Origin of the sequence: Acaryochloris marina S15, from assembly GCF_018336915.1 — a bacterium.
Lineage (GTDB): Bacteria > Cyanobacteriota > Cyanobacteriia > Thermosynechococcales > Thermosynechococcaceae > Acaryochloris > Acaryochloris marina_A.
Genome location: NZ_CP064923.1, coordinates 4379495 through 4403679 on the forward strand (window position 1 = coordinate 4379495; position 24185 = coordinate 4403679).

At 48.4% G+C, this 24185-nt stretch carries 15 protein-coding genes; 10 read left to right on the forward strand and 5 right to left on the reverse strand.

Features of this window, described 5'->3' with window-relative positions; genetic code table 11:
- Nucleotides 1-339: 339 nt before the first annotated feature.
- Complete coding sequence (locus I1H34_RS19975; protein ID WP_212662714.1) at nt 340-4386, forward strand: DUF4347 domain-containing protein; 4047 nt, start codon at nt 340-342, stop codon at nt 4384-4386.
- Between the two features lie 4 nt (nt 4387-4390).
- On the opposite strand, the gene stpA is transcribed toward I1H34_RS19975, so the two are convergent.
- The 3 genes from stpA to I1H34_RS19990 form a co-directional block, all read right to left on the reverse strand.
- A complete protein-coding gene (stpA, locus tag I1H34_RS19980; RefSeq protein WP_212662715.1) occupies nt 4391-5674 on the reverse strand; it encodes a glucosylglycerol 3-phosphatase in 1284 nt (427 codons plus the stop codon).
- A gap of 51 nt (nt 5675-5725) precedes the next feature.
- On the reverse strand, nt 5726-7339 hold the full coding sequence (locus tag I1H34_RS19985; protein WP_212662716.1) for a B12-binding domain-containing radical SAM protein: 1614 nt from the start codon (nt 7337-7339) through the stop codon (nt 5726-5728).
- A 150-nt stretch (nt 7340-7489) separates the two neighbouring features.
- Nucleotides 7490-8041 (reverse strand): CDP-archaeol synthase, encoded by a 552-nt coding sequence (locus I1H34_RS19990; protein ID WP_212662717.1) that lies wholly within the window; start codon nt 8039-8041, stop codon nt 7490-7492.
- Here I1H34_RS19990 and I1H34_RS19995 point away from each other — a divergent pair.
- The 7 genes from I1H34_RS19995 (at nt 8041) to I1H34_RS20025 (ending at nt 17378) form a co-directional block, all read left to right on the forward strand.
- Entirely contained in the window at nt 8041-9444 is a 1404-nt protein-coding gene (locus tag I1H34_RS19995; RefSeq protein WP_249369423.1) for a diacylglycerol kinase family protein, read from the forward strand. The two genes, I1H34_RS19990 and I1H34_RS19995, sit on opposite strands and share 1 nt — an antisense overlap.
- 107 nt (nt 9445-9551) lie before the next feature.
- The gene (locus I1H34_RS20000; protein WP_212662718.1) at nt 9552-11792 is read left to right on the forward strand and encodes a transporter family protein; all 2241 of its coding nucleotides are present in this window, start codon (nt 9552-9554) and stop codon (nt 11790-11792) included.
- Nucleotides 11793-11888: 96 nt separating this feature from the next.
- Complete coding sequence (locus tag I1H34_RS20005; protein ID WP_212662719.1) at nt 11889-12539, forward strand: CDP-alcohol phosphatidyltransferase family protein; 651 nt, start codon at nt 11889-11891, stop codon at nt 12537-12539.
- 62 nt (nt 12540-12601) lie between these two features.
- Nucleotides 12602-13507, forward strand: a complete 906-nt coding sequence (lipA, locus tag I1H34_RS20010) for a lipoyl synthase (protein ID WP_249369425.1) — start codon at nt 12602-12604, stop codon at nt 13505-13507.
- 212 nt (nt 13508-13719) lie between these two features.
- A complete protein-coding gene (locus tag I1H34_RS20015; protein WP_249369427.1) occupies nt 13720-14256 on the forward strand; it encodes a hypothetical protein in 537 nt (178 codons plus the stop codon).
- A gap of 58 nt (nt 14257-14314) precedes the next feature.
- Nucleotides 14315-15637: a 30S ribosomal protein S12 methylthiotransferase RimO gene (gene rimO / locus I1H34_RS20020; RefSeq protein WP_212662720.1), complete on the forward strand. Its 1323-nt coding sequence runs from the start codon at nt 14315-14317 to the stop codon at nt 15635-15637.
- Nucleotides 15638-15983: 346 nt separating this feature from the next.
- Nucleotides 15984-17378, forward strand: a complete 1395-nt coding sequence (locus tag I1H34_RS20025; protein ID WP_212662721.1) for a DEAD/DEAH box helicase — start codon at nt 15984-15986, stop codon at nt 17376-17378.
- A 76-nt stretch (nt 17379-17454) separates the two neighbouring features.
- Here the strand turns inward: I1H34_RS20025 and I1H34_RS20030 are convergent, their stop codons facing one another.
- The gene (locus I1H34_RS20030) at nt 17455-19740 is read right to left on the reverse strand and encodes a transglycosylase domain-containing protein (protein WP_212662722.1); all 2286 of its coding nucleotides are present in this window, start codon (nt 19738-19740) and stop codon (nt 17455-17457) included.
- A 295-nt stretch (nt 19741-20035) separates the two neighbouring features.
- Between I1H34_RS20030 and cobS the strand changes: the two genes are divergently transcribed.
- Together cobS and rne are read left to right on the forward strand one after the other, a co-directional pair.
- Complete coding sequence (gene cobS, locus I1H34_RS20035) at nt 20036-20788, forward strand: adenosylcobinamide-GDP ribazoletransferase (RefSeq protein ID WP_212662723.1); 753 nt, start codon at nt 20036-20038, stop codon at nt 20786-20788.
- 476 nt (nt 20789-21264) lie between these two features.
- Entirely contained in the window at nt 21265-23358 is a 2094-nt protein-coding gene (gene rne / locus I1H34_RS20040; RefSeq protein ID WP_212662724.1) for a ribonuclease E, read from the forward strand.
- A 24-nt stretch (nt 23359-23382) separates the two neighbouring features.
- Here the strand turns inward: rne and I1H34_RS20045 are convergent, their stop codons facing one another.
- Entirely contained in the window at nt 23383-24117 is a 735-nt protein-coding gene (locus I1H34_RS20045) for a dienelactone hydrolase family protein (RefSeq protein ID WP_315874892.1), read from the reverse strand.
- Nucleotides 24118-24185 lie beyond the last annotated feature (68 nt).

The window sequence follows — 24185 nt, forward strand, 5'->3', positions numbered from 1 at the left end:
ATATAAACTCAGTTTAAATTAGTTTCTCAGTAGAGAAACGATATTATCTGCGTTAGAGAATCATCACATCCGTTAACGAATCAATATCCATTTATCGAGATGGCGTTGGCATCATTTTTTTGGCTGTAGAACCGTTTTTTCCCTAACTTAGGACTATCTAAAATATTGCCAGGTTTTCTCCTTGCAATAGGTTTGCTATGGCGCTTCTTGAACAATAGAAGCGCTATAGAGTCCTGCGTCAATTTTCGATCAGCGTCTCGGACGGATACACCCCTGTGTCTAGAGAGGTAAGACAACGCTGAGGCTTATATCGTGTTTTGCTTATCTTAATTAATAACAATGAACCATACTTCATTTGACCCAGGGCAACCGATCTTATCCGTTGCTTTTATTGATGCTGAGCTATCACAAACAGATATCTTGATCCAAGAATTAGACGTTGATCAAGTCTTTTTACTCGATGCCCCCACGGATACTATCGAAGAAATTGCCCAGACTCTGTCTCAGTTTCAAGACTTAGATAGTATTCACATCATTTCTCATGGTAGCCAAGGAACAGTCCAACTAGGCAACACAGCTTTAACTCAAAACAACCTCAATACTTACACCAATGACCTTGAAATCTGGGGCGAGGCTCTAGCAGACCATGGCGATCTATTGTTTTATGGCTGCAACATTAGCGCTGGTGATGACTTAACCTTCCTGCAAGAGATCAGTACCATCACAGAATCAGATGTTGCTGCCTCAAATGACTTAACGGGTCAAGGGGGAGATTGGTTCTTAGAATCAAGCGTGGGATTGGTAGAAACGACCGTAGCTCTGAGCAGTGCTGGCCAAGTCGCTTATCAAGGAACGCTAGCAACAATTGGTGAAAGTGGCAGGATAGACAATCTCAATCATCAATGGACTCAGATTACACTCCAAGAAACCTATACAAATCCCGTCGTCATTGCTGGACCACCCTCCTTTAATGGGCCTGATCCTTCAACCGTTCGGATCCGAAATGTAGCCAATAACAGTTTCGAGATTCGCATTGACGAGTGGGAATACCTCGATGAACGACATACCACCGAGTCCCTGGGTTATCTGGTTGTAGAGGAAGGCACACATACCCTAGCGGATGGTACCGTCCTCCAGGCTGGGAGCAGCCAGAGCAATAACAACTGGGATTCGATTGATTTTTCTACTGCATTCAATGACACGCCATTACTATTTGCCCAAACGACTAGCGAAAATGAAGCTGCCGCCGTGGCAGAGCGGCTCAGGAATGTTTCGACCACTGGCTTTGATTTAAGGTTGCAAGAGGAAGAAGCTGCGGATCAAACCCATGCTGTGGAAGCAGTGGATTGGATTGCGATCGCACCCGGTAGCGGCACCTTTAGCAGTGTCCCCTTCATTGCCAATCAAATCTCAAGTAATCATCAAGATTCCACTGCCAGCTTTGATAACGTCTTTAGCGGCAATGATATACCCGTATTTCTAGCTCAATCCAACACCAACAATGGTGGCGATCCTTTTTCGATTCGTTATCGGACCCTAGACACGACCGGCACCACCCTCTTTTTAGAAGAGGAGCAATCGAGGGAGAGGGAAACTCAGCACGTCTTTGAAGAGGTCGCTTATTTAGCACTGGGCACTGGATTGTTAGAGGTTCCAGACCCTGTTGTGGAGACCTTTTCCTTAGCTGATACTAATAATCCCATCCTGGTTAATGAATCGGCTGGCGTTGTCACCATCACAGCCATTCGTTCAGGATCAGCCCTAGCTCCAGCCACCCTTGAGTACACCACCAATGAAGTGGGTAGTTCAGACACAGCCTTAGCCGACGTAGATTTCATCACTCCCACCTTAAACGGGCGCAGCAATACAGGTGAAATTACTTTTGGCATTGGTGAAACGGTGAAGACGTTTACGATCCCCATCATTGATGACGCCCTATTGGAGGGGAACGAAATCTTCTCCGTCGGCATCCAAAACCCCAGCAACGGTGGCTTGGGAGCACCCCGCACCACCCTGGTTACAATCATTGATGATGATGCAGCTTCCACGTTATCCGTCACGGATACTGCCATTAGCGTGGAAGAAGGAACCGCAACTGCCTCGATCACGGTTCAACGGAGCGGCAATAGTTCTAGCACAGCATCCGTTGATTTCAGTACCCGTAACGGCACAGCAGTTGCTGGCGAAGACTATAGGGCAACATCCGGCACCCTAAACTTTGCCGTCGGCCAAACCACCCAAACCTTGACTATTCCTATCCTCAATGATGTCTTTGTCGAAGGAGACGAGACATTTTCCGTTACCTTAACTAACCCAAACGGTGGAGCTCTCGGGAATAACATTACCAATATCACCATTCTTGATAATGACTTGGCCTTGGGCAACCTCAATCGCACGACAGCAGTTTCAGGACTAACACAACCCACCACTCTCGATTGGACACCTGATGGTCGCTATCTGTTGGTTGCTCAAAAGGATGGAGTTGTTCAGGTCATTGATAATGGCGTGCTCCAATCCACCCCCTTAGTCGATCTATCCAGCCAGGTGAATGACACACGAGATCGCGGCTTACTAGGACTAGCCATTCATCCAGATTTTCCTAATTTACCCTATGTCTATTTACTCTATACCTACGATCCACCCGAGACCATTGGCAATACAGGCTTAGCTGCTCCAGATGCCAATGGCAATCGCCCCTCGCGGATGGTGCGGCTCACGGTCGATCCCACCACAATGGTTGCAGATCCCAATAGCTTAGTTGTCTTAGCTGGCACCAACAGTACCTGGGCCAACACCAGTCAGCCCGATAGCAACAGTACGGGCAATCTCTCTATCTCCCCCTCTGGGATTGTCAATGGCACCACCATTACCGCTCCCTCTAGCCAAATTGATCTCGGTAGCCAAGATAATGACCCGAATCGTCCAGGGACTCAAAATCAAAATATTCGGGATTACCTAGCCACCGATAGTGAATCCCATTCCATTGGTGACTTAGAATTTGGCCCCGACGGGTATTTGTATCTCAGCAATGGAGACGGCACCTCCTATAACTTCGTCGATCCTCGTGGGGTTCGAGTCCAGGACATCAACAATCTTTCCGGTAAAGTGCTCCGCATCGATCCCCTCACAGGTCAAGGGATTTCCACCAATCCCTTCTTTAATGGTGATGCCAACAGCAATCAATCCAAAGTGTTTTATTCAGGACTCCGTAACCCTTACCGCTTTACCTTTGATCCAGTGACAAACTTACCTGTGATCGGTGATGTGGGCTGGACCCAGTGGGAAGAAATTAATACTGGAATCGCCGGTTCTAATTTTGGTTGGCCTTACCTAGAAGGCCCCAATCCAACCGGTGGCTATCAAGACTTGTCCCCAGCCATCTCCTTCTACAACAATGGAAATCGAAATGATCCTGGAGATGCAGCAGCCATTTTTCCCCTCCTATCCCAGAGTCATGGAGCACCGGATAATGCCAACGCCATTACCGTCGGAGATTTTTACAATAGCAATACGCTAATGTTCGGGGATGTCAACAACGGCACCCTCTATGCAGCAACCTTCGATAATAATCGTCAAATTTCGAATGTTCAAGTCTTTGACTCTAATATTCCTTTTGTGGTGGACATGAAGATGGGGCCGGATGGTCGGCTCTATGGCGTAGATCTCGTCTCTGGAGAAATTCTGAAGTGGGAACCTGTTAATCTCATCCAATCCCCACAGCCCAATTTATCGGCATCCTTCAATAATTTTGCTAACGTATCTTCCCTCAATCTCAATGGCAGTGCATCAGGAACCAATAGCCGACTCCGTTTAACACCTGCCAGTAGCAACCGGGCTGGGAGTGCCTTTTTCAATCAGGCCTTTCAGGTAGATGGTAATACTAGCTTCTCAAGCCAGTTCCAGTTCCAAATTACGGGAGGCCAGGGTACAACTGGTGCTGACGGTTTTAGCTTAGTACTGCAAAATAGCCCTACAGGGAGCAATGCCCTGGGCGGCATTGGTGGTGGCCTCGGCTATGGAGGCATAACCAATAGTATCGCCATCGAGTTTGATACATTCAATAACGGCGCCATGGAACTCAATAGCAACCATTTATCAATCTTGAGCAATGGTAGTACCAACAATCCGTTGGCCTCAGTTAATGCTCCCTTTGATCTAAATAGTGGCAATCCTCTCACCGCTTGGGTGAACTATAACGGCACAACCAATCTCTTACAGGTCTATTTATCCAACACTAATGTCCAACCTGCTGATGCAGTATTATCCACCAACATTGATCTCGCTGGGGCCTTGGGAAATCAAGCTTTTATCGGATTTACGGCCGGTACCGGCGGACTAGTAAACAGTCATGAGATTCTCAACTGGTCTTTTAACAGTATCGTCTAACCTTCTAGTGATGGCGGCGTCGAGCAATGTCCTGAAAACACTGAATATATTGTGTATGCCCTTCAGGAAAAACCACATTCAGCGTCAATGGATCTGCTGTATCTCGATCGTCGCCAGGCCCCGTTACGACTCGATGGAGTGAGTTGGCCCCTGACTGAGAATCAGATATTCTCTCTAGCTGCAAAGCCTTACGGTTTTTGACCTCGCCGCCACTGCTGTCAACATAAATCACGATATTATGAGTATCAAATTCCTGACCCAGAGCTTGAATGAGGTGTAAGAAGTTGCGATCGCTTCCCCCTCGTTGAAACCGCAATTCTCCATTCTCTTCAACCGCCTTGCTGGTGACCGTATCACCCACCCCAATTAGGGTTGGCATGTGAACTGGGTCAAATTTCTCTTTGACTAAATCTACCAGGGCAGCATGAGATTGTGGAGCTTGACGAGCATTGAAGTCTGGGCCCAAAGGGTACTGTCCGGTTCGTTGGTGATAATAGCGATTCAAAATCGCCAACACCCCCGCCTCTTTAATGCCGCCTTGCAACATAAATTGAAAATCTGTTGTCCCCGCATCTTCAGCAGTCGCAGGTTGCAAAATTTCATTCCCCTGAGCATCTTTCCCCAGATTGGGTGCGTAATGCACAAAAAAAGATTTTCCCAGTCCCTGGACTTCTGCCTGTTGCAGTAGCTCTGCTGTCAGCACCTGCATCTCTTGCTGAAGCTGAGCATAAATCTCAATTTTGTCAGCCAGCAGATCATAAAAGACGTTTAAATTTGCCGTGGGTGAAACGGGATTGTCTAATACGGCTGCCTCGATACAGGCTGGAATGTTGGGATCATTCTCAGACTGACGTTGAAAAAACTGGTGCAAACGCTGACTAATTTGCTTAGGTACCGCCGCCAAAAAGTCCAATTCCTGGGAACTAACCCCTGGATGGGACACGGTACCAAATCGATCTTGCCATTGCACGCCTCCGGCTGCGAGACCGGGTAAGTAGAGGCCCTCTTGAGCCACTGTTCCCGCATCAAATGTCTTCTCAACAATGCGATTGACCCCGCGGTTGCCAATATGTTCGCCATTGGTGAGGACATAAAAATGTCCATCCAGGTGGCGAGCCGCTCGGACATACGCTGGATCAAGGGTTCGGGTCAGCGGATTTTTCACCAGCCCCATGCACACCCCATCTAAATCTTGAATGATTAACAGATTATTTTGCCGTTGGCAAAGGTCTATCAAAGCGCCGTGGTCTAGTGACCAGGTTTGCTTAGACAAAGATGGGTTAGTCATGATGGGTGGATAGAGAGATTAAAACGGCTGAAAGCTTTTTGACTGTTGCCGTTAAGCCGTTTTAGCTGGAATTTGCTCCGGTTTGGGAGATTCTTCTGCAGGCTTGACCACAACCCGAGGATGATTTTCCAAATGCACAGCTAACTGCGACTCAATTTCCTCCCGGACAATTTGTCGATATTCCATAAAGTGTTCAATAAAAGCAGATGCCGACAGATATCGCGTGAATACTTGTGGATTCTTTAGGAGAATCCGGAACAAGTTAATCCAGAATTTCCAGCGGGTCTCACGAACCACCCCTTGCCGCCAAGCCAGGGTAGACAAGGCTCGAATATCAATCCAACTCACCTTTAGAGAACTTTTACCCGAACCCCCATATTTGGGACGGATCTTCATACTCATAAAATGACGGTAGGTCCGATCCAAATACTTCACCGGATCATAAATATTGCAGAAGGCTTCTACATATTCATTGGCAATTTCATCAATGGGACGAGTGGGAACATAGTTCATCAATGAGGTTTGATTGCCGGTTCCTTCTTGGCCTTGGATCAGGCGACCTTCTTTTTCTAGGCGATGCCACAGGGCGGTATTAGGCAAAGCTTGCAACATACTGAATAGGGCAATGGGAATATTGGTCTTTTCGACGAAACGGGTAATGCGATCGCCCGCTCCTTTCTTTTCTCCATCAAAACCAATAATGAACCCGGCCATGATCCGTAGCCCTTTCTCAGACATGGTATCGATGGATTCGCTGAGGGAGTCCCGGGTATTCTGGAACTTCTTGGTTACCTTTAAGCTGTCTTCATCCGGGGTTTCAATCCCCAAGAACACACTATTAAAGTTGCACTCAATCATCAGATCCATCAACTCTTCATCCTGAGCTAAATCAACGGATGCCTCAGTTGCAAAGCTAAAGGGATAATCTTTCTCAGCCATCCAATCCCGCAGCTCGGTGAGCAGCAGTTTCACATTGCGCTTATTGCCAATGAAGTTGTCATCAACCATAAACACGTTGCCACGCCACCCCAGCTCACACAACCGATCAAGTTCACCGATCAGTTGCTCAGGAGTTTTGGTTCTAGGCTTGCGACCATAGAGAACAATAATGTCGCAAAATTCACATTGAAACGGGCATCCCCGAGAAAACTGCACCGACATATTGTCGTAAGCAGGAAATTTCAGCAGGTCAAAGCGAGGAATGGGCGTATCGGTAACGGCAGGTTTTTCCGTCGCTCGGTAGATGCCGCTCTCATCTCCACGTTCTATGGCTTCAATGAACATGGGCAGGGTCAGTTCCCCTTCGTCCAAGATCAAGTAGTCCGCACCTACGGCCTGCAAATCTTGAGGGACAGACGTGGCAAAAGGTCCACCCACCGCAACTTTCTTGCCGCGGCGATGGGACTCTTCCACGAGGCCCACCATATCTTCTTTCTGCACAATCATGCCGGATAGAATCACCATCTCAGCCCAGTCCCAGTCTGACTCAGGCACGGCTTCAATATTGCGGTCAATTAGCCGAAACTCCCATTCTTGGGGCAGAATTGCGGCTACCGTCACTAACCCCAGGGGTGGCAATAATGCTTTTTTGTCAACTAAGGACAAGGTTTTCTCAAATGACCAAAAACTTTTTGGAAAGAGGGGGTATATCAGTAAAACTCTCATAGAGTGGTCACATCTCCTAAGTCCAAATACAAAGAATCTTAACGCTTATTTGTCTTTTGTGCTGAGAGTAGATTTAACCTTAGGCATTGACTAAATTTAATCCTAATTTCTCAGGTTTGTCGGGTGCATTGTCAATTTTGTCAACTAGGGTTATGCCTTTAAACCCAACTGTCTACGCACCCATGTCGCCCCCATAAATAGTAACGGTGTCACAATTGCTCCTGTTAGCACCAAATGGAGAGGAAAGTGAAAATAGAAAAACCATAGGATCAGCACTCCATAGGTGGAATCCATATGATCAATGACATAGAAAAGTTTGTTGTTTTCATCCCCAGGGGGAATCTCCAACCGTCGTTTCACGAAGGAATTGGGTAACTCGGATAGGTTAAAAATAAAGCCAACTAACAATCCATATTCGAGAAAATTAAAGTTGGAGAGTTGAATCTGCAGACCTGAGTTTGAGAAAAATTGAGCCTCAAAGACCTGCAGAAAAAAGGTACTAACAACACAGGTTAATGGTAAGCTAATCAATCCTCTCCAGCGTTTATTAGCGCCAAACCATTGGGTCTGGATCGGTATATTTACAAGTTCAAAAGGTTTCGTCTTCCAAAGAAACGCCTCTAAAACTCCAGCTAGGAATAGCCCAACCCCAAGCCATAAAATATTTAAAGCATCTTGGGCAAAGTGAGTCCAGAAAAGCATTGTTTTCGCAACAGATTAAATTGGATATTGTCTTCGAGGAACAACTCTTTTTCGTCAGCGACTCCGAACCAGCCGTTGACAATATTCAGGCCAGGGGTTGGTTGACGACCTCTAGTTTGTCCTGGTTCCATGCTGGCCTGCGGCAAACGTTAGCCTTTGATGATGTAGTCGGCGTCAGGCCCACTGATAAGCAATATCCTCAAGGGCTCGTCGGATTTATTCTATGTGCCTATCCCGCTCCTAGGACTGTACCCCAACGCCGACAGTTACGGGAATATGAGTTTGTCTGTGCCACAGAGCAGATGCGATCTCAGTGGATTAACGTCATTCGCCAAGCGTTACAGAGCGACCCCATTCAACCCCAGCAAGCCGTCAAGCCCCGTCACCTCAAAGTCTTAGTCAATCCCAAGGGTGGACGACGACAGGCCAAACAAGTCTTTCAATCAACTCAGGCCATTTTAGAAGATGCCCATTGCCAGGTGAGCATTTTGGAAACCCAGGGGGGAGATCGGACCATCCAGGCTGTCCGGGACTTCGACCTATCGACAATAGATGGATTTATTGTTGTTGGGGGTGATGGCACCGTTTTTGAATTGATCAATGGACTGATGACCCATGCTGATGCGGAGGTTGCGATCGCAAAACCCATCGGCATCATCCCAGCTGGTACAGGCAACGGTCTAGGAAAGACCATTCTCGACCTATCCCAAGAAACCTACGATCCGAGTAATGCCGCCTTTATCATCGCCAAAGGCAAGTACCAACCCATTAACCTGGGTGTCGTCAAACAGGATGGCAAACAGTACTACAGCATCCTCTCCCTCGCCTGGGCCTTGATTAGTGATATCGACATTAAGTCCAATAAGCTCCGTTTCCTCAAATTCCTCGGGTCCTTGCGCAGTGATGTCTATGCATTTCTCAGCATCTTGGCCCTCCGTAGTTATCAAGGCCGGATTTCCTTTTTGCCAGCCCCAGACTGGCAGCCTAGCCCTGATGCCCCTCAGCAAACGCCCCTATCCGAGCCGCAGCCAGTAGAAATAGAGAATTCTCCATCCTCAGATTGGCAAGTTCTCGAAGGAGAATTTATTGCCCTTTGGGTGATGAACGTCGCTTGGGCCACCCATAGCGTTTTGGCAGCTCCTCATGCCCGATTAGCAGATGGCTATATGGATGTCTTAATCATTCGTAAAGGAATTACCCGCTGGCGTTTACTGACAGCATTTCTGAAGATTGCCACCGGAGAACATATCCTCATTCCAGAGATGGAATACTACAAGGTGCGCTGTCTCCACCTAGAACCTCTGAGCTCTGAAGGCTTACTTGCCGTTGACGGAGAACAAATCAATTACCGCTCCGTCGAAATGAATGTTTTGGCAAACCATGCTCAAGTTTTTTGCCGTTAATCTGAGGGCTAACGAGCCGATGTATACTCTTCCCCAACTGCCCGAGCGGAGCTAGGGCTGAGAACATCCCTGCATACCGGAGATTCAGCGGAGTCATTATCCTCAATATGAAGTCTATTACCCTATCGACTGGGGTTTTCGTTGCCATCATGGGTTTGAGTCTGCCAACCCATGCCGAAACCGCCCCCTTCTCAGATCCACTCCTAACCCCTACTTCATGTGACGAATGCCATCTCAACCCAGCAGGTCTCAAAAGTACCAACTTCAGTTTTAGCCAAAGTCCGACAGCCCAGATCAAGCAGACCTCCAGCAGCTTGAATCTATCCAGTTCAAGCCAGAGCACTCGCCAAGTTAGTTTTCAATCGACTGCTGCTCAACCGGAAAATCTTGATCCAGCTAGTCCTTCAAATGCGAGTTCAGACACTACAGCCACCGGAACACTATCCTCACCTCCTCCCCATGCAAAACAATCATTGCCGCCTCATCCAACGACCTTATTTCCACAGCAGGCACTCATCTCTCAGGCCACAACTCACCAGGATGTCACCCCTCCTCTCCCCATCTCCACTCGTGCAGCAGATCTAGCCCAGGTCGATTCAGTTCCTCCAGCCGTAGCTGAAACCGAAAGTAACACTGAAGATAGCGAAGAAACGCCAGCGCCTCGTTTTAGCCCCTTAGCTAACCAACAATTTCAGCAACCCACCGCGATTCACCTTCCCAAAGGGGCAGTGGCCCTTAGCCTTTATAATCGACTCTTCTTTTTACCTGGTACTGAAGCCGCTAGCGGTACAGCAGCCTACCCCAACTTTGGAGTCACTTGGGGTGTCACCGATAGTACAGAGCTGGATTTAACCCTGCAGGTCGTTGATACGGGCACTCCAGACCGCCTGGGTCCCTTTGGTGTAGTCAGACGGGTCAACAACCGAGATTTAACGGTATCCGTCAAACAACGCCTGTGGGATAACCCTGACAATACTTTGGCCTTCAGCGGTTCCTTTTCATTGGCAGTGCCCCTGACCAAACGCACCTTTGAATTTAATCCAGGAAGGATTGAGCAAGAGAATAAAAGCTTAATTCCAGCACTCCAGTTTCCTTTTACTGCCACCGTTAACGAGCGTTGGCAATTTACCCTTTCACCCACCATTGCCTTCTTCCCCGATAGCAATGCCGTCTTTATCCCCCGTCCACCCCTCGCAAATCCAGGTTCCTTTGGCACAACCTTGGGGTTAAGTGGGGCAATTTCCTATCAAGTCCACCCTCGGATCACCCTCTGGGGTGATGCGTTTGTGCCCTTTACCGGCAACAACAGTTTTAATCGGGATACAGGTCTACCCGCCAAATCTATTGCTTACAATGCGGGGCTACGGTATTTCCTCAATCCCAGCTTGGGGCTTGATATCTTTGCTACCAATACCTTTGGCAGCAAAGGGCCATTGGCCCTGACTGCCGATCGGGACTTAACGGCTTTGGGGTTGAGAGTCATTTCTTTACCCAGCCTCTTTGCCTCCAACCGCCGGATTGCCGATAGCTTCAATCGTGAGCAGGATGGCCAAGATTCACCCAACACAACCGATGGCCTGGCCTTTTTTGATGGCGGGACGGTGCCCAGTCAGCGTTTTCTCTTCCATTTACAAGGCGGTGGTCAAGGAATTCAGACGGCCCTACGTTATGGGATCGTCAAAGACTTAGAACTCTTTGCCTATTTGGATTACATCTCTGGTGAGGTGGACGAATCAGAGCAAGGCTTTGGTGTAAAACTACGATTGCTTAACCAGGAAGAAGCAGCGCCTTTCACAGCCAGTGCCGCAGTAACAGTGGGACTCACCAACAATATCTTCGACAACTTTGACAACAACAACCGTAACGGTCAATTCCGACTAGGGGCCCCCAAAGACTTCCCTCTGATCTTTCAGACCGACAGTCCCGAAGGCAGGCGCTTTGTGGTGACCCTATCCTTACCCTTGCATTACAAAGTTAATGATCAACTAGCCTTTTGGTTTACCCCCACGGCAGGATTTGTCCAGCGAGATGGTCTAGAGCTGGGAGGCTTTAACGTAGGCGGCTCCGTTGAGGTCATTCAAGACTTCAGCCTGGTTGGCGAATTGGGAGCAAATTTCTTGGGTGAGGGTAATGCCTTTATCGGCAATACCCTAGCCGATCGCATCCCCTGGTCCGTGGCCGTGCGCTGGAATCCCAGAAAAATCATAGGGGGTGATGAATCGGGCAAGAACCAACCCAATGTTGAATTCTTTGTCACCAATCGTGTGGGCTCATCTACCTGGCATCAGCTCAGAGTCCGTGATCAAAATGAAATCACAGTTGGTGCAGGCATTTCTATTCCTTTTTAAGGGGTTAATGCCAGGTTCTTGACCATAGCGGTGATTTTGATTTTTCGTCTATAGGCATGTTAGGGTCGCTGTTGCCTGAGTTTACGGGAAATAGCTATGCCCAACCCTTCCACACCTGTTCAGGATTCTGCCGAAATTCATGACGAGACACCTATCACAGTCCCCCTGTCTCCGCTAGATAGAATGGTGCAGTTTTTCACGATTAAGCTAGCCAGATCTTTAGCTCGCTTTACCTGGATTACCCCCAATCGAGTCACCTGGGTATCTGCAGGGATTGGTGGTCCCCTCACAGGATGGCTGATTATTCAGGAGCAGCTTTGGCTCGCAACTGCATTAGTGGTGGTGAGTGGTCTTATGGATGGATTGGATGGGGACATTGCCCGGGAGCGCAATCTCACCTCAATCGAAGGCGGTATTTTAGACAGCGTTTTAGATCGCTACGTCGATTTTTTCCTGATTGCAGCGCTAATTTTGGTGAACCCCACTGAATATTTACTGGTGGGATTATTCGCCCTGCTGGGGACCACCATGGTTCCCTACATTCGGGCCAGAAGTGAGGTCGCAGGCAAAAGTTCTATTGCCAGTATTGGGAGCCGAGCGACTCGAATCGTATTGATTATTTTGGGATTGCTCACCCAACAGCTCTTTATTTTGCTAATTGCATTAGCCGTTATTTCCAATATTGCCGCAGTTCACCGCTTTTGGTTCTCGCTTATCCCCGTCAAGGACCAGCCAACTCCTTCTTAAACTGCCTGTTCTTAAGAGATACAAACTCGCTATAGTGATTACCTAATGCATGCTTTGCTTCCATGCTGTCAGGTAGTCAGAAGGCAGACCCAATGGCGAATACAGAAATACGAGAACGCTTACCGGAATGGCTACGCCGCCCAATTGGCAAGGCAAGTGAGCTGTCCACCGTGCAGCAAATTGTCAAACGCCATAATATCCACACCATTTGTGAAGAGGGCCGATGTCCCAATCGGGGCGAATGCTATGCCCAAAAGACAGCCACATTTTTATTAATGGGGCCAGTCTGTACCAGAGCCTGTTCGTTTTGCCAGGTTGATAAGGGACATGCGCCCCAACCCTTAGATGAGCAAGAACCACAAAAGGTTGCTGATTCTGTGCAGCTACTAGGGCTGAAGTATGTGGTGCTGACCTCCGTTGCCAGAGATGATTTGCCAGATCAAGGGGCAGGATGGTTCGCCGCGACCATGGCGGCAATTCGGGCAGTTAGCCCCAATACCGATATTGAAGTTTTAACCCCTGATTTTCGGGGCGATCGCAATCTGATCGCCACCGTCGTTGACGCCCACCCCGTTTGCTATAACCACAATCTGGAAACGGTTCGGCGTCTCCAAGGGCCCGTGCGACGAGGGGCAAAATATGAGCGATCGCTAAAGGTTCTGGCCACCGTTAAGGAACTTGCACCTAAAAATGATGTCATACCTATTATTGCCACCAAATCAGGTCTGATGCTGGGATTGGGCGAAACAGAAGCTGAAATCATTGAAACAATGGAAGACTTAAGGGCAGTGGGATGCGATCGCATCACTCTGGGCCAATATATGCGCCCGTCCCTCAACCATCTCCCGGTCCAGAAATACTGGCACCCCGAGGAGTTTGATCGCCTAGATGAGATTGCTCGCTCTCTCGGGTTTAGTCACGTTCGTTCTGGTCCTTTAGTCAGAAGTTCATATCATGCTGGAGAGTAAGACCTTGAACTTCACAAAAACTTCATACTAGATCTTGATTACTAGCCTAGTAAATATTCACCACTTCAGACCTAATCATGCTTCCACAGATAGGTTAAACATTATTTGCTAAATAGAGGGAAATTGAGTCTAACCATGCTTTCACCTTTTAAAAAGCAAGATTACAATTCTGGGCTCATCAAAATAGTGCTGCGAATTAAATCAGGTGTGCAATGTTGAAAAAATATCATCCTGGCCAAAGACGCTTTAAAACCCTCTGGTGTGGATTGGTACTGAGTACAACGTTCTTCATCAGCAGTTGTGCCCCAACGCAAGACAAACCTCAAATTCCCTTTAAATCAGTTACAACCCTTGGAAGACTATCTGTCGGTACAACCTTACCTGCCAGAAGCGCCATGATTGCCCATCAAAACGGTCGGAATAAACTGGGGAACCGTAAATTTCTAGTTCATCTCTTACATTCAGAACTGCCACCCGTCTGCACCAATGATGAATGTGGTGTTTTTGGTCCCATTGCAAATATCAAAGGGGCAGATCTCTATGGAGGAGGCGACTTGAAGTTAGCTGATCAGTTCTACGGTATTTTCTCCACTGAGAACGAAGCCTTTCGGCAAGAATCACAAAATTATGGGGTTTTGATTATTTCAGATCAACAAGCCAAAATTCGGGCTATTTACCAACATGTAGACCTACCGGATGTAGAAACTATCCTGCAAGACTCGGAGGCTATTTTCGCCCAGGCTGACTGAATTTCAGATCATGAGATAGGATCACGGAGTATTCTTTCTCGACATTGATCTACTCTGCATGGCCAATCAGCCCTCCGTCGCCGTTGCTCATCTCGGCTGTGAAAAAAATCGCGTTGACACTGAACATATGTTGGGGCTGCTGGTAGAAGCTGGCTATCCCGTCGATAGCGACGAAGCCTTTGCCGATTACGTGATCGTCAACACCTGTAGCTTTATTCAGGCCGCTAGGGAAGAATCTGTACGCACCCTGGTTGAACTCGCTGAAGCCAACAAAAAAATTGTAATTACGGGCTGCATGGCTCAGCATTTCCAAGAGGAATTGCTCGAAGAGCTTCCCGAAGCTGTTGCTCTGGTAGGCACTGGCGACTACCACAAAATCGTGGATGTGATTCAGCGGGCCGAAGCGGGAGAGCGTGTCAAAGAAGTCTCTCCTGAACCAACCTATATTGCAGACGAAACCGTCCCTCGGTATCGCACGACAACTGAAGGGACTGCCTATGTGCGCATCGCCGAAGGCTGTGACTATGGCTGTGCCTTTTGCATCATTCCCCATTTGCGGGGCAAACAGCGTTCACGCTCCATTGAGTCCATCGTGGCTGAAGCCCAACAGTTGGCAGCCGAAGGCGTGAAAGAGCTGATTTTAATTTCCCAAATTACCACCAACTATGGCATCGATATCTACGGTAAACCCCAGCTCGCCCAGCTCCTCAGAGCCCTAGGTGAAGTGGATGTGCCTTGGATTCGCATGCATTACGCCTATCCCACGGGCCTAACCCCAGAGGTGATGGCGGCGATTCAAGACACCGATAACGTTTTGCCTTATCTGGACTTGCCCCTACAACATTCCCATCCGGAAGTATTGCGAGCCATGAATCGTCCTTGGCAGGGTCAAGTCAACGATCAGATTATTGAGAAGATCAAATCCACCTTGCCTGATGCTGTTCTCCGCACCACATTTATCGTGGGATTTCCAGGAGAAACAGATGCCCACTTTGAGCATCTCTGTGAGTTTGTTCAACGCCATGAATTTGATCATGTAGGCGTGTTTACCTTCTCGCAAGAAGAAGGCACCCCCGCTTTTGACTTACCCAATCAGCTGCCCCAAGAGGTGATGGATACGCGACGCGATCGCTTAATGGCATTGCAACAACCCATCTCCTGGCAACAAAACCAGCAAGAAGTGGGTAAAACCGTACCCATCTTAATTGAGCAAGAACATGCTGGCTCGGGTCAACTCATTGGTCGTTCCGCTCGCTTTTCCGCTGATGTAGATGGCCTCGTCTATATCAATCCAGGTGATAATCCCCCTCGCCTAGGAACCTTAACGACTGTCCACATCACCGATGCAGATGCCTATGACTTACATGGACAGATCATTTGAACGAGCTGTAATCAAGATTTGAGTGTTTATCGATGACATTTGGCTAGGTATTCAGTCCAACCAAATGTCATGATTACTTGACTTATAATGCTTTTTGTTACACTTTGTTGCAGAATAGAAACAATAGGGCGATCATAGTCCTGTTTAGTATCGCCAACTTATATCCGTTGGCACCCTACTGCCCTCTCTTGTTCAACCACTCCACCTGAGTGGTGTTAGACCGCTTAACTTCATACTTTTTAACGAGCAGACACTGATAGTCATGATTCAGATGCTGTGGTGATTGCTCGGTAGACGTTTATCTGCACGAGCGGCAGTAGCCTGTATTAACCCTCTAGGAGAGTTCATGACCCTTACGTTTAGTCAACTTGGTCTTTCACAAACTCGTGTTGATTGTTTAGAAGCGCTTGGTTTTTCCACACCCACCCAAATTCAAGCAGAAGCTATTCCCCATCTGCTGGCCGGTCGCGACATCATTGGCCAAGCCCAAACTGGAACTGGTAAAACAGCCGCCTTCTCTCTCCCTATCCTAGAGCAGCTGGATCCCACCATAAAAGCACCTCAAGCTCTGATTTTGACTCCGACAAGGGAGTTAGCCGTTCAAGTTAGCGAAGCCGTTTACCAATTCAAAGCAGATGGCGCACTGCGAGTCGTCGCTATCTACGGTGGCCAGTCCATTGACCGACAGATCTCACAACTGCGTCGTGGCGCTCAGCTGATTGTCGGTACCCCTGGTCGAGTTTTAGACTTACTTAGCCGTGGTGAAATCGTTCTGGACCAACTCAGCTGGTTCGTCCTAGACGAAGCGGACGAAATGCTCAATATGGGCTTTATTCCCGATGTCAGAAAAATTCTGGAGCGGGTTCCTGGTAATCGCAAAACAGCATTTTTCTCCGCCACAATGGCCCCAGAGATTTACAAGCTCTCGAAGCAGTTCCTAAATGATCCCGTCACCGTTACCGTTGAGCAACCGAAGGCTGCACCGACCCGGATTAACCAGGTGGCTTATCGAATTCCTCGCACATGGGCGCGATCAACGGTCTTACAAGCTGTTCTGGAACTAGAAGATCCTGAATCAGCCATTATTTTCGTCCGCACCCGCCGGGAAGCCGCAACCCTAACCCAACAGCTGCAAACTGCAGGCTACAGTGCCGATGAATATCATGGTGACTTAAGCCAAAGTCAGCGAGAGCGATTGCTGGACCGGTTCCGTCAGCGACGTATACGCTGGGTGGTTGCCACCGATATTGCTGCCCGAGGATTACACGTTGACGATCTGAGCCACGTGATCAACTATGAGCCACCCGATAGTGTAGAAAGTTACGTGCACCGGATCGGTCGAACCGGACGTGCAGGTAATGAAGGCACCGCCATTTCCTTGGTTCATGCCCTCGATCGCTGGAAGCTTCATGAAATTGAGAAGCATATCCGTCAAGACATTCCCACGCTACCCACTCCAACCCGCTCAGCCATTGAAGGACGCCGGTTAGAGAAGCTGACTGAAGAGTTGCATAGTATTCTGACTGGGGAACGATTGGCTTCTTTCTTGCCCACCGTTTCGCAACTGAGCGAAGACTACGATACTCAAACCATTGCTGCAGCTGCACTACAAATGGCATTCGACCGCTATCCTGCTATCACAGCGAACTTGGATGATTGGTCTTCTAAAAATGGAGGACGTAGTCGGAAATCAAAGCCCGTTATTAATAAGCGTCGGAGCTCTATTTCTGCATCTACTTAAGACTGACTTAAGGCCTTAAAAACGGGGTGTGAGCTGTAAGCTCACACCCCGTTTTAGTAATCAACCCGATCCAGATTTAATCTGAAACCTCATTTTCAGCAGGTTCTACTGCGGGTTCTTTTTGTCTCGGCATTGGCAAATTCTTCAGCTGTTTAGGCTTAACAGGTTTAGCCACAATGCTTCCCTTCCGGCCCGTCAGTTTCGGCAAGGAGGGAAAGGGTTGAGAGGGAATATCCTTGGCAGCCTGTTTCATAAATTTCCCCCAAGTGGCCGCAGCAGTCGTACTGGTGCCGGTTGTGGGATAGTTATCGTCATTTCCCAACCAGACTCCCGTCACTAGTTGCGGAACATAGCCAATAAACCATAAATCTCGATTATGTTCAGAGGTGCCCGTTTTACCCGCGACTGGACGACCAATACGAGCGGGTTTCCCAGTGCCCGATGTCACCACCTGCTGCAACATCCAAGTCATAATGGCCGACGATGATGAATCAAGCACGCGCTGCTTGGTCGTTTTATTTTGAAACAGGACCTTACCCTGACGATTGCGAATCGAACGAATCCCATAGGGCTGGTTTCGATAGCCTTGAGCGGCAAGGGTGCCATAGGCACGAGTCAATTCCAGTAAGCTAACTTCATTCGCCCCTAAAGCGGTGGAATAATAGGGTTTTAAGGGAGATTGAATCCCCAACTCCCGGGCCAGTTTAATCGTGGGTTCAAAACCAACCGCCATAAACACTCGCACCGCAGGGATATTAGCAGACTTGGTAAGAGCCTGGTGCATGGATATCCAGCCCTTATAGGTATGGCCATAGTTATTAGGCTGATAGCCGTCCACAATAAAGGGGGCGTCTTGAAAACCATCATGGGGGGAGAATCCTGATGCGATCGCAGCCGTGTATACAAACGCTTTGAAGGTAGACCCAGGCTGCCGTCGGGATTGGGTCACCCGGTTAAATTGAGATTGTTCAAATTCATTGCCACCCACCATCGTCTTGATTTCACCATTGCGGGGATCAAGGGACACCAAGGCCGCCTGATCAAAGCGCTGGGAATAGCCATCGTGGTACACCACATCTTTGATGGTTGAAGCAGCTGCTTTTTGCCACTTCAAGTTTAGGGTCGTTTCAATTTCTAATCCCCCCTGTTTCAGCACTTCCTCCGACAAAAGTTCCGGCAACTGCTGCTGAAGATAAGCCGTAAAGTACGGACTTTGGTCTTGGGCATTGGGTGGCACTTTAGGATTTAAAACAATGGAACTTTTCTTGGCTTTTGCTGCCATGTCAGGTGTAATCGCCTCAGCCCGAACCATCCTTTCCAGAACTAAGTTACGTCGTTCCTTTGCCACTTTGGGATTACTTAAGGGAGAGTACAAGCTCGGAGCTGCAGGCAATCCTGCCAGGGTCGCACTTTCCTGCAAATTGAGCTGATTTAAAGACTTGCCAAAATAAACCCAAGCGGCATCAGCTACCCCATAAGCCCCGCTCCCTAAATACACCTGATTGAGGTAGCGCTCTAAAATCTGGGTCTTAGAGAGTTTATCTTCAATCTTTTGGGATAAACGGGCTTCTTTCAACTTCCGCAAAATCGAGCGTTCTTGATTGAGATAAGTCATCCGGGCCAGCTGCTGGGTAATCGTGCTCCCCCCCTCCGCTAGCTCTCCTGACAGCACATTGGTCACCATAGCCCGTAAAATGCCTTGGCCATCAATGCCATCATGGTCAAAAAACCGTCGATCTTCTGTGGCAATAAAGGCCTGCTGCAATTGCCGAGGAATTTGATTGATACTGACCGTTTTGCGACTAGCAGGTCCATCTTGAAAAAGGATGGAACCATCTGCAGATTTCAGAGTGGTTGTTCCGGCACGAACCTGGGTTTCTATTTCCATATGGGTCGTATCCGGCAGGTTTAGCTCCAGAGCAACCCATCCCCCTGCACAAGCGACACCGGTTACGCCTAGCAACATTCCTAGGCGTCTTAACGGCCGCCATCGAGACGAGGTTGAGCGACGGACAACTTTCTTGGAGTGCTGACGAACAGGTACCGGCTCTACAGAAGAAGGGACTACTAATGCCCCCGCTAATTCTTGACTTGATTGTTTAAAATCTGGGCTAGATGCAGTAATTCGACGCGGACTATCTTTACGTCGGTTTGATTTTTGGCGGAGTGCTTGTTTTCTTTGCTTTTCTTGCTGTTTCTGCTGGCGCCGTTTATCTTTTAGCTTTTTACGGAGACTATCAGTCGACTCGGGTATCGGATCCAGATTTAGTGCTCGATCTTTGGCTTTGCCCAGTTTGGAAGGAAGGACTTGTGAAGATCGTGGATCAACAGAAGGACGAATTTCAGAAATTTGTTTAGCCACGAAACGCCCCTCTTGATTGAAAAAAATACTGATTGGCTCTGCTCTATGCTCACCAGATCCTTGCAACTTGGGACTTAATTTAACGCAATGTCTCTAAATAATCTATGTTCTGGATAAAAATTCAACAAAAATCTTTGTTTTGACAGGACATTAGTAGCAGTAAACCACACTTAAATCCCACCCATAAAGCACCCCCACTCTAGAAATTGCCTGGCTGTCCTATGCCACAATCAACTCGAGCAGATGTAAAGGGCTTAGCCCTATATCCCTCTTTCTTTCCTTATCCCTGGCACAGATGAAACACATTTTGAAGCAAATCGGGGGTGCGATCGCATTTTATAGCTGTATTCCACTCCCCCCGAACTGGCCCTTAGAATTTGAACGAATTGCGCGTTGGGCCCCTTGGGTCGGTTTGCTCTTAGGAGTGGGCATCGGTACCATCGACTATAGTCTTGCCTTAGGGCAGATGCCCGTCCTAACTCGCAGTGCTCTAGTCGTCGCCCTCTGGATAGGCATCACCGGCGGCCTCCATCTGGATGGCGTCATGGATACCGCTGATGGCCTCGCTGTCATGGAGCCCGAACGGCGTCTCGCCGTCATGTCCGATAGTCGCACTGGGGCCTTTGGGGCCATGGCTGGCACCCTAGTGATTCTCCTCAAGGTCTGCGCCTTAAGTAATCTCTCGATTCCTCACCTGCCCGCCCTAGTGACGACCCTAGTCTGGGGACGAATCGCTCAGGTTATGGCCATTGCCGCCTACCCTTATCTCAAACCCGAGGGTAACAATGCCTTCCACACCAATGCTTTTCAAGGCATGGGGGATCTATGGCCTAGCGCAATGGGTTTATTCATCATCACCGTCTGCCAATATTACGGGTTTCCCTTTGCATGGCAATCCGTTTTGGGGGGTATCCTAATGGGAATCAGCCTATCCCTCGGCATCAGCTACTGGTTTTATTACCAATTTAAAGGGATGACTGGTGATGTTTACGGTGCCATCGTAGAATGGACAGAAGCATTAGTCCTATGCTGCTTGACACTGATTTAATCAGTCCCCCTTGTCAAAATCCCATAGGCCAGCGTGAGCATAACCGAGACTCCACGCTATAATGCTTCTCAACAGGAGCTATCTCGACTTCGGTACGGCTAGATTTTTCATGTTCAAGCTTTTTTTAAGAAGTGATGCATGCTGAATCTACCAGGCTGTAAACCTACCGTTGACGCGAGGATAACCCGGTCAGTATTTACACCAACTTAAGGTTCAATCCTGTCGGTCTCGCCAGGCTCTTTGTAAAGATTCTTGCCACTTTTATTCGTGAAATAGCCAGAATCACTCTACCCTTGCGAGAAGATCTAAGATCTTTCCATTTTTGGGTAACAAATCTACGATTAGTTTCCAATATTAATTCAGTTTCCCTTCCACACATCTTGAACGTCCAAGCCCCACAATCTCTTTTGTTATTACGAGTTAAGCCCAGACATGAAACGTGTTGTCTGCTGGCTCAGTTTCTTTGAGGAATTTGAATGCCCAAGCAAATTATCATTGCCGAGCAGCATCGGATCGCTGCTGTATTTTCAGAAGATCAAATCCAAGAACTCATCGTTGCCACTGGCAGTCATCAGGTAGGAGACATCTACCTAGGTATCGTTGAGAATGTATTACCTGGCATTGATGCTGCCTTTGTCAATATTGGCGATGCTGAACGCAATGGATTTATTCATGTCAGCGACTTGGGTCCAGTGCGCTTAAAGCGCAACTCTGGTGCGATTACTGAACTGTTAACGCCCCAACAAAAAGTATTAGTCCAAATCATGAAGGAGCCAACAGGGACTAAAGGTCCAAGGCTCACGGGAAATGTATCTTTACCGGGTCGCTACCTGGTCCTCATGCCCTCAGGGCGGGGGGTCAACCTATCCCGCCGCATTCGCATAGAAGACGAACGAAGTCGCTTACGCGCCCTCGGCATATTAATTAAGCCTGCAGGTATGGGCTTGTTGGTCCGTACTGAAGCCGAAGGTGTTGCCGAAGAAGCCATCATTGAAGACTTGGAACTCTTACAACGGCAGTGGGAAAGTGTCCAGCAGCAAGCCGCTTCGACGCGAGCCCCTGCACTGCTAGATCGGGATACAGACTTTATCCAAAGAGTCCTCCGAGACGTTTACAGCAATAATGTCAATCGGATTGTGGTGGATTCTACCCCAGGTCTCAAACGGGTCAAACAGCACCTGGTGAACTGGAACAATACCAACAAGTTACCCCAAGGGGTATTGGTCGATCAGCATCGTGAGTCCACCTCCATCCTGGAGTATTTCCGCGTCAACGCGGCTATCCGAGAAGCCTTAAAACCAAGGGTTGACCTACCTTCTGGTGGATATATCATTATTGAGAAAACAGAAGCCCTCACCGTTGTTGACGTCAACTCCGGCTCTTTCACTCGCTCCGCCACAGCTCGAGAAACGGTATTGTGGACCAACTGTGAGGCTGCCACTGAAATCGCTCGTCAGCTGCGGTTACGGAATATCGCCGGCGTCATTATCATTGACTTCATTGATATGGACTCTCGCCGCGATCAACTACAAGTCCTAGAGCAGTTTAATAAAGCCTTAAAAGCAGACAAAGCTCGCCCCCAAATTGCCCAGCTGACCGAATTAGGCTTAGTCGAACTGACTCGCAAACGGCAAGGACAAAATATTTACGAGCTATTTGGCACCCCCTGTCCCGCCTGTGGGGGGCTTGGAAATCTGGTCCATCTCCCAGGTGAAGCTGCACCAACCGTGGGTGAGGTGGAACGATCTGAGACCACTAAACCTACCCCCATCAGTACATCCGGTATACCCTTACCAGGCATCTCGGCCAACTTAAATGATCAGATCCATCTCGATCCATCGGATGACCTGCAAGAACTTGATTTAACGAACCATCCCAGCTATCAAGAACGAGGCAACCGCCGACGTCGACGCCGTTCTCGGTTAGGAGATAATCTTTCTCGGGAATCCATCAGCCCTCGTTTAGTTCGCAATGGTTCTACCTCGGATTCTAAACCAGTCGTCAAAAACACCAGCGACACCAATGGTTCAGACGCAAGCAAAAGCGAGGGAAATGAAAGCTCGGAACGCTCGGAACGCTCGGAACGATCTCGAAGCCGCTCCAGCACTCGTCAACGTCAAGACACACCGCCAGAAGTCATCTCCGTGACGATGACCTCCGAAGAGCAGGATATCTACGCTTTTATGGGTATTTCGCCTGTAGTCTTGTTCCCAGGCGAGATCAAAAAGCCCAAATCAGCCATTGTAGAAATCCTCGCACCAGGGGATAACCCAGCACCAGCTGCTACTGAAACAGCAGCCATCAAAGTGGTCACTGAAACAGCAGCCATCAAAGTAGTCAACAAAGCAATCGCTGCCACCCAAGACGAAAAAGAAGAGCTAGACGAAGTTGAAACTGCCCCCCCCGCCAAAGCTGAAGTGGCTAAAATCGAACCGGTATTAGTCGCCACGCCTGAACCAGCTGAAGAAAAGCCAGCTGAACCCGCTCAGACGTCTACTCGCCGCCGTCGTCGCCGATCTTCAGCTCCATCAGCCAAACAGCTTTCGTTAGACCCCAATGAAGATTCTTGATTACTGGTTAATCGAGATGCAGTCTTATAAATACTGCCTAAACAGCTGTTGAACTTGCTGCCAAGCCTGAGCTGCTGCTTCAGGCTGATAGCTGGCTCGCTGATCACAGAAAAAACCATGGTTGGCAGGGTAAGTAAACACTTGATGACGAATTTGGTGTGCTTGCAGTTCAGCTTTAATTTGCTCTACATCTATGGATGGAATCAAAGCATCTTGAGTGCCAAAAAAAGCATAGAGAACGCCTTGAATTTGAGGGGTTAGTGCTACAGTCGGCACTCCCCCTCCCGGCGTCATCGTTGCGATGCCTGCTCCATAGAAGGAAGCTGTTGCCTGAATATCTGGCAACGTCGCAGCTAAATAGGCCACATGCCCACCAAAACAAAAACCAATGGCACCAAAGGATGATTTCACCGGTTCTTGTTGTTGTAGGTAGGTCAACGTAGCTCGGATATCACTTAACAAGTCAGCTGCGGTTGTTTGATTCTTATAAGTTCTTCCGAGTTCTAAATCAGCAGGACTATACCCCACCTCAAATCCTGGAGCCTGTCGTTGGTAAAGTGCAGGGGCAATCGCCACATAGCCAAGCTGGGCAATCCGATCCGTGACAGATCGAATATGATCATTAACCCCAAAAACTTCTTGAAAGACCACAATACCTGGCCAGATGCCTGACTCAAGGGGTTTGGCTAAGTAGGCATCGATGGAGATATCTCCATTATTAATGGTCACCGATTTAGTCTGAATCTCTACCACAGCAATCTTTTTCCCAGGGATTACGCCATGTCTAGTGTCTCGAAACATCTGGGGTTTGGGAAGGGATTTCACGA

Bases quoted from the DNA above. Each gene is read 5' to 3' on its own strand.
- I1H34_RS19975 (WP_212662714.1), top strand. From the start codon at position 340: ATGAACCATACTTCATTTGACCCAGGGCAACCGATCTTATCCGTTGCT.
- stpA (WP_212662715.1), bottom strand. From the start codon at position 5,674: ATGACTAACCCATCTTTGTCTAAGCAAACCTGGTCACTAGACCACGGC.
- I1H34_RS19985 (WP_212662716.1), bottom strand. From the start codon at position 7,339: ATGAGAGTTTTACTGATATACCCCCTCTTTCCAAAAAGTTTTTGGTCA.
- I1H34_RS19990 (WP_212662717.1), bottom strand. From the start codon at position 8,041: ATGCTTTTCTGGACTCACTTTGCCCAAGATGCTTTAAATATTTTATGG.
- I1H34_RS20000 (WP_212662718.1), top strand. From the start codon at position 9,552: ATGAAGTCTATTACCCTATCGACTGGGGTTTTCGTTGCCATCATGGGT.
- I1H34_RS20005 (WP_212662719.1), top strand. From the start codon at position 11,889: ATGCCCAACCCTTCCACACCTGTTCAGGATTCTGCCGAAATTCATGAC.
- lipA (WP_249369425.1), top strand. From the start codon at position 12,602: ATGCTGTCAGGTAGTCAGAAGGCAGACCCAATGGCGAATACAGAAATA.
- I1H34_RS20015 (WP_249369427.1), top strand. From the start codon at position 13,720: ATGTTGAAAAAATATCATCCTGGCCAAAGACGCTTTAAAACCCTCTGG.
- rimO (WP_212662720.1), top strand. From the start codon at position 14,315: ATGGCCAATCAGCCCTCCGTCGCCGTTGCTCATCTCGGCTGTGAAAAA.
- I1H34_RS20025 (WP_212662721.1), top strand. From the start codon at position 15,984: ATGACCCTTACGTTTAGTCAACTTGGTCTTTCACAAACTCGTGTTGAT.
- cobS (WP_212662723.1), top strand. From the start codon at position 20,036: ATGAAACACATTTTGAAGCAAATCGGGGGTGCGATCGCATTTTATAGC.
- rne (WP_212662724.1), top strand. From the start codon at position 21,265: ATGCCCAAGCAAATTATCATTGCCGAGCAGCATCGGATCGCTGCTGTA.